Below are 5,383 nucleotides of genomic sequence, written 5' to 3'. Positions count from 1 at the left end.
CGACGACGATCTTCGCGGAGGTGGTGGCGCGGGTGGCGGCCGCGGGGCTAGAGCTTGCGAAGTCCACTGAGGACCCTTTCGAGCAGCGTGACGTCGGGCTGGTTGCCGGATTCGCCCCCGGCGGCGGGCTGGTGGATGGCGACCAGGCCGGCCTCGGCGAGGTCGGCCACGAGGATCCGGGCCACCCCGAGCGGCAGCGAGAGCAGCGCGGAGACCTCGGCCACCGACTTCACCTCGGTGGCGCAGAGCGTGCAGATCCGCTGGTGCTCGGGCAGCAGCGTGGCGAGCCTGGCCTGGTCGACACTGGCCGATACCAGTGCCTCCAGGGCCAGTTCGTAGCGGGGCCGGGTCCGGCCGCCGGTCATCGCGAACGGCCGGATCAGCGGACCGCTGTCCGGCTCGTCGGCCGGCGGCTGAGCTGCCGGCCTGCTCGGAGCGGTCCGCGGTGCCTGCGGGTCCTGCTGCGGGTACGCCTGACCCTGGTGCGGGAGAGGCCGACCGTACGGGTCGCCCTGCCGGCCGTGCTGCGGTCTGCCGTAGCTCTGGCCTTGGCCTGCGCCGGGCGTCCCGAACGCGTCGTGGCCGGTGCCGGGGTACGGGACTCCGTACTGGCCCTGGCGATCGTCGGGCGGTGTCACGGTCCTCTCCTCACAGGATGCGGCGGTGCGGTGCAAGGTGCGGGGCGCGGCCTCGGTGGAACTGGGTGAGACCGGTGGTGCGAGGTTCCGGTACAAAGCCCGAAGCCGAGCCCGTCGCCGCGGGCTCGGAAGGGGGCGGCTGGATACTACAAGTACTACGGCAGTGACCGCTCACCTTCACCGGGCGCTCCCGACGGTCCGTCAGGATAACCGGACGGGCCGTCAGGGGCGTACGAGAGGAGCGTACTGACCGGCCGTCAGCACACCGACGGCCGGGCCGTGTTGGCTCAGGAGCCCGCTCAGGACCCCTGCTCAGTGCAGGAGGCTGCCCTGGAGTTCGGCGCGCAGGGCGGGGGTGAGGACGGCGCCGGCGCGGTCGACGAGCAGGGCCATCTCGTAGCCGACCAGGCCGATGTCGGAGTCGGGGGAGGCGAGGACCGCGAGGGAGGAGCCGTCGCTGACGGCCATCAGGAAGAGGAAGCCTCGTTCCATCTCGACGACGGTCTGGTTGACGTCGCCGCCCTCGAAGATCCGGCTGGCGCCGGAGGTCAGCGAGGTGAGGCCGGAGGCGACGGCGGCGAGCTGGTCGGCGCGGTCGCGGGGAAAGCCCTCGGACATGGCGAGCAGGAGCCCGTCGGCGGAGACCACCACCGTGTGCGACACCCCAGGGGTGTTGTCCACGAAATTGGTGATCAGCCAGTTCAGGTTCTGTGCGGCCTGACTCATCTGACTCAACTCAACGCTCCTGGTGGTTCGGGCCGCCGAAGAGATCGGTGCTGTTGTTCTGCTGTCCGCGTCCGGGGCGGCCCGGCTGGGACATGTCCTGGTGGTCGATCCGGAAGCTGCCGGTCTGGCCGGACTCGGAGCCGGCGTTGCGGCCCTGCTCCACACCGCGGCGCAGGTTGGTCAGCCGGCCGCGGACCTCCTCGGGGCTGCGGGAGACCTGCGGTCCGTCCGCGGCGGCCGGCTTGGCGTTGCCGGGGACCAGGTTCTGCCGGGGCACCCGGCGCGGCAGACCGGAGTCGGTCACCCCGCCGGCGGCCGGCTCGCGGACCTGCTCGGCCCGCTGCCAGGCGCCGTCGTTCGCCGACTGCCAGGCGGTCGGGCCGGTCGGGCCGGAGGCACCGAGGCCGGACACCTGGTGGCCGGCGGGCTCGGGAGCCTCGGCGGACGAGGTGTCCTTGGCGCCGGTGAACCAGTTCGGCTGCTCGCCGGTGTCCAGGCCGCCGATCGGGCGGGAGCCGAGCCCGCTGCTCAGCTGCTGGCCGGGGCGGCGCTGCGGCAGCCCCGAGTCCAGTGCCGGGGCCTGCGGGGCCGGCAGCGCCGGGGTGCTCTCGTACGGGTGGCCGCTCGCGCTCTCCTGGCCGCGCTGGCTGCGCTGGCCGTGCTGATCGCGCGGCGCGAAGCCGTCGAAGCCGGTCGGCTCGCCCTGGTAGCCGGCGGCCTGCTGCTGGTACCCGGAGCCCTGGCCGGTGCCCTGGTAGCCGGCGTCCTGCTGCTGCTGGTACTCGGAGCCCTGGCCGGCGTCCTGGTAGCCGTACGGCTCGGCGGCCTGGTCGGCGTAGTAGCCCTCCTGGTAACCCTGCTGCCCGTAGTTCTGGTAGGGCTGCTGGTAGCCGGGCTCGGCGTACTGCTGGTCGTACTGGTTCGGGAAGCCGCTCTGCTGGTGGCCCTGGTAGCCCTGGTCGGCGTACGGAGCCTGCTGCTCGTACCCGGCCTCGGCCTCGACGTACTCCGCCTCGACGTAGTCGGCCTCGGCACCCTCGAACTCGCCCTGGGCGAAGTCCTGCGGCGCGAAGTCCGAGGTGCCGAGCTCCCGCGAGGTGACGTGCGCCTGGTCGGCGCCGTCCTCGCCGGGACCGGCCTCCAGGGCCGCGCGACGGCGCTGGTCCAGCCGCAGCGAGCGCTGCATCGAGTCCAGCGCGGGGCTGAACCCGCCCTGCCCGCGGCCGCCGAGCGCCAGGTTGTCGTCGAAGCCGAGCTCGGCCGCGCTGCGCGGGGCCGCGAAGGCCTCGTGCGACCAGGTGTCCTGCGGCGCCTGGTCGGTGAAGATCCGCGAGACGGTGAACTCTTCCTCCGGCTCCGGCATCGCACGCATCTGGGTGAGCGGGGCCGGGAGCATGACCAGCGAGGTGGTGCCGGCCGACTCGCCCGAGGGGCGCAGCTGGACCCGGATGTCGTGCCGGTCGGAGAGCCGGCCGACCACGAACAGGCCCATCCGGCGGGAGATCGAGGCGTCGACGGTCGGCGGCTCGGCGAGCTTCTCGTTGATCTCGGCGAAGTCCTCGGCGGTCAGGCCGATGCCCTTGTCGTGGATCTCGACCAGCACTCGGCCGTCCGGCAGCCGGGTCGCGTTGACGGTGACCCGGGTCTGCGGGCTGGAGAACGAGGTGGCGTTCTCCAGCAGCTCGGCGAGCAGGTGGACGAGGTCGGTCACGGCCGCGCCGATCACCTCGGCCTCGGGGATGCCGGACAGCTCGATGCGCTCGTACTGCTCCACCTCGGAGGCGGCGGCGCGCAGCACGTCGACCAGCGGGACCGGGGTGTTCCAGCGGCGACCCGGCTCCTCACCGGCCAGAACCAGCAGGTTCTCACCGTTGCGGCGCATACGGGTGGCCAGGTGGTCCAGCTTGAAGAGGCTCTCCAGCTGGTCCGGGTCGGCCTCGTTGTTCTCCAGGTCGGTGATCAGCGCCAGCTGACGCTGGATCAGACCCTGGCTGCGGCGCGAGAGGTTGGAGAAGATCGCGTTCAGGTTGCCTCGGAGCAGTGCCTGCTCGGCGGCGAGCGTGACCGCCTGGCTGTGGACCTGGTCGAAGGCGCGGGCGACCTCGCCGATCTCGTCGCGGCCCCACAGCGGGATCGCCTCGACGTTGGTGTCCACCCGGTCCGGGTCGGTCTTGGAGAGCTTCTCGACCAGGTCGGGCAGGCGGTGGTTGGCGATGTCGAGCGCGGTGGCGTTGAGCACGCGCATGCCCAGGATCATCGAGCGGGCGATGAGGCCGGTGAGCAGGCCGGCCAGCGCCAGCGAGGCGACCACGATCGAGGCGTTGAGGATGGCGTCGGTCTGGGCGCTGTCCTTGGCCGTGGTCGCGTCGGCGACGATGCTGTTCAGCAGGTTGGTCTCGGTGGTGCGCAGCGGGTTGATCTCGCTGGTGGTGGCCTGGACCCAGTTGGCCTCGTTGAAGCCCTGGTCCGCGGCCTGCTGCTGCTGCCGGGCGGAGGTGACCGGGTCGGTCGGCATCATCGCCTCGGTCTGGTAGGCCAGACCGATGTCCATCAGGCTCTGCACTGTCGGCAGCGTGACGTTGTCCGGCATCCGCAGCTGCGCGTGGGCGTCCGCGTCGGACTGGGCGACCACCGCGTTGGCGTAGATGCTGTTGTCGGCGGGGGAGGCACCGGTCTGGAAGCCGGCCAGCGAGGTCTGCTGGATGCTGTTGGAGACCAGCAGGTCCTGGATCAGCTGGGTGTTCTCGTACCGCGAGTTGCGCCCGGTGCCGATGCCGACGAACAGCATCAGCATCTGGGCGCGGCCGGTCGAGGACTCGGCCTTGGTCTGCGAGATGTCGTAGATCGCGCGGCCGCGGTTCACCCCGGCGGCGCTACCGGCGCCGACCGTGCTGTCGATCGACAGCAGCGGGCCGATCAGGGTCTGGTAGGCGTTGATGGTCGCGCTGGCGAACAGCTGCGGGGTGTAGGCGCTGGCGCGCAGGCTCTGCAGTGAGGCGACGTCGGTCTCGAAGGCCTGGTCGTCCTGGGTGATCTCGGGCTCGCCGGAGACCTTGGCGTAGGCGGCGCGGTAGGCGGCCAGTCGCTGGTCGGTGGCGGCCCGCAGCTTGGTCACCTGGCCCTGCGGGTCCTGGCCGGTCATCAGCGGCTGCAGGGTCATGTCGCGCTCGTTCTCCAGCGCGTCCGCCAGGTCGGTGGCGGCGCGGGCGAGGTTCGCGGCCTGCTCGGAGTGGGTCGCCTTGACGTAGTTGTCGAACGAGGTGTTGACGCGCATACCGCCGAAGACCAGCGCGATGGTGACCGGGATCAGCATGATCGCCATCAGCCGGACCGGCACGCGCCAGTTGCGGAAGGCCAGGAACTCATAGCGGCTGGTCTGCGTTGGACGTTCATCGTTGGGACCGATGATCACCTCCGACGCCACACCGCTCGATCGGCCTGGTGTGCCGGAGCCGGCCGTTGAACGCTCGGAGTTCGCCGCGAAGGGGGAGAACCCGGCAGTGCTCTGGCCGCTGCGGTCCGTCTCGCGGGGCTCGGGGCGCCGCTGCGGGGTGACTGGCTGCTTACGCCTCACTCGACAACAACCTCTCGGCCGACTGGCGGCCATGGATCAATCCAGCGGCTTACCCCTGGCCGCAGCCCGCTGCTGGGTGGAACTGCCATGAGTCAACTCGGGGTAGCTGGAATTTCAGCACGTGCGGGAGAACGGGACAAACAGCTCTTGCTGGCCGCCCACTGACGCACATATCGGACATTCAGTCACAGGAGCGACCAAACCAGCGGATGTCATGCGCCGAGCGCACCCGAACGACTACGGTGTGTCACGAAAACGTCCGAAATGCCTACCGAACCGTTATGCGATCCACAGAACCCGTTATGTGACGTACAGAACGGGGACCCCGAATGTTCGGAGTCCCCGTGATGGTCATCGCAGTCGGGCGAGGAGTGCGTGTTCGACGAGTGTGATGAGTGCGCTTTTGGCGCTGTCTCGGCGTCGGGCGTCGAGGGTGATGATGGGG

Annotated in this window: 3 protein-coding genes and 1 pseudogene; all 4 read right to left on the bottom strand. The window is 70.7% G+C overall.

The window, feature by feature from the left end; genetic code table 11:
- Positions 1-47: 47 nt before the first annotated feature.
- Positions 48-638: a DUF742 domain-containing protein gene (locus tag P3T41_RS36745; RefSeq protein WP_280695007.1), complete on the bottom strand. Its 591-nt coding sequence runs from the start codon at positions 636-638 to the stop codon at positions 48-50.
- A gap of 312 nt (positions 639-950) precedes the next feature.
- Positions 951-1,364: a roadblock/LC7 domain-containing protein gene (locus tag P3T41_RS36740; RefSeq protein WP_035797811.1), complete on the bottom strand. Its 414-nt coding sequence runs from the start codon at positions 1,362-1,364 to the stop codon at positions 951-953.
- Positions 1,365-1,374: 10 nt separating this feature from the next.
- The gene (locus tag P3T41_RS36735; RefSeq protein WP_280695006.1) at positions 1,375-4,776 is read right to left on the bottom strand and encodes a nitrate- and nitrite sensing domain-containing protein; all 3,402 of its coding nucleotides are present in this window, start codon (positions 4,774-4,776) and stop codon (positions 1,375-1,377) included.
- A 513-nt stretch (positions 4,777-5,289) separates the two neighbouring features.
- Positions 5,290-5,383: pseudogene (locus P3T41_RS36730) on the bottom strand (ATP-binding protein); the annotation flags it as partial.

The organism is Kitasatospora sp. GAS204B, assembly GCF_029892155.1.
In the GTDB taxonomy this organism is placed as follows: domain Bacteria; phylum Actinomycetota; class Actinomycetes; order Streptomycetales; family Streptomycetaceae; genus Kitasatospora.
Note: the sequence above shows the minus strand (reverse complement) of the source record. Positions and strands in the feature narration are given on the sequence as shown.